Origin of the sequence: Streptomyces bobili (assembly GCF_002154575.1) — a bacterium.
Classification (GTDB): domain Bacteria; phylum Actinomycetota; class Actinomycetes; order Streptomycetales; family Streptomycetaceae; genus Streptomyces; species Streptomyces bobili.
Window position 1 is genome coordinate 165 of record NZ_MUBA01000840.1, and the last position, 618, is coordinate 782.

The 618-nt window shown below is 64.3% G+C and carries 1 pseudogene; it reads right to left on the minus strand.

The annotated features are described in order from the left end of the window. Positions 1–578, minus strand: a pseudogene (locus BZL64_RS38080) (rod shape-determining protein); the annotation flags it as partial. Between the last annotated feature and the right edge of the window lie 40 nt (positions 579–618).

Here is a 618-nt window from a genome sequence, read left to right on the forward strand (position 1 = left end):
CGGACACCAGGTCCCGGCCGCGGATTTCGGTGTGCTCGTCGGAGTCGAGGTCGTACGCCGAACCGATCGTGATCTTGATCTGCTCGGCCGTCCGCTCACCGAGAAGGAGGCTGTACTCCTTCTTGATGTGCTGGATGATCGCACTGTCCAGCTCGTCGCCCGCGACGCGGATGGACTGGGCGGTGACGATGCCGCCGAGCGAGATGACCGCGACCTCCGTGGTGCCGCCGCCGATGTCCACCACCATGTTGCCCGTGGCCTCGTGGACCGGCAGGNNCGACGCGCGGCCTGGCCAGATACCGCCGCTTGTGGATCTTCAGGATGAAGTAGCGGAGCATCCGCTCGGTGATCTCGAAGTCGGCGATGACACCGTCCTTCAGCGGACGCACGGCAACGATGTTGCCAGGCGTCCGCCCGATCATCTTCTTCGCTTCGGAGCCGACCGCGAGGATGCCACCGGTGTTGGTGTTGATCGCGACGACGGACGGCTCGTTGAGTACGATCCCGCGACCCCTGACGTACACCAGCGTGTTGGCGGTCCCGAGGTCGACAGCCATGTCACGGCCGATGAACGACATTGAGTTCCCCATCAGGATTCGACTGGCCTTCCCATGAGCT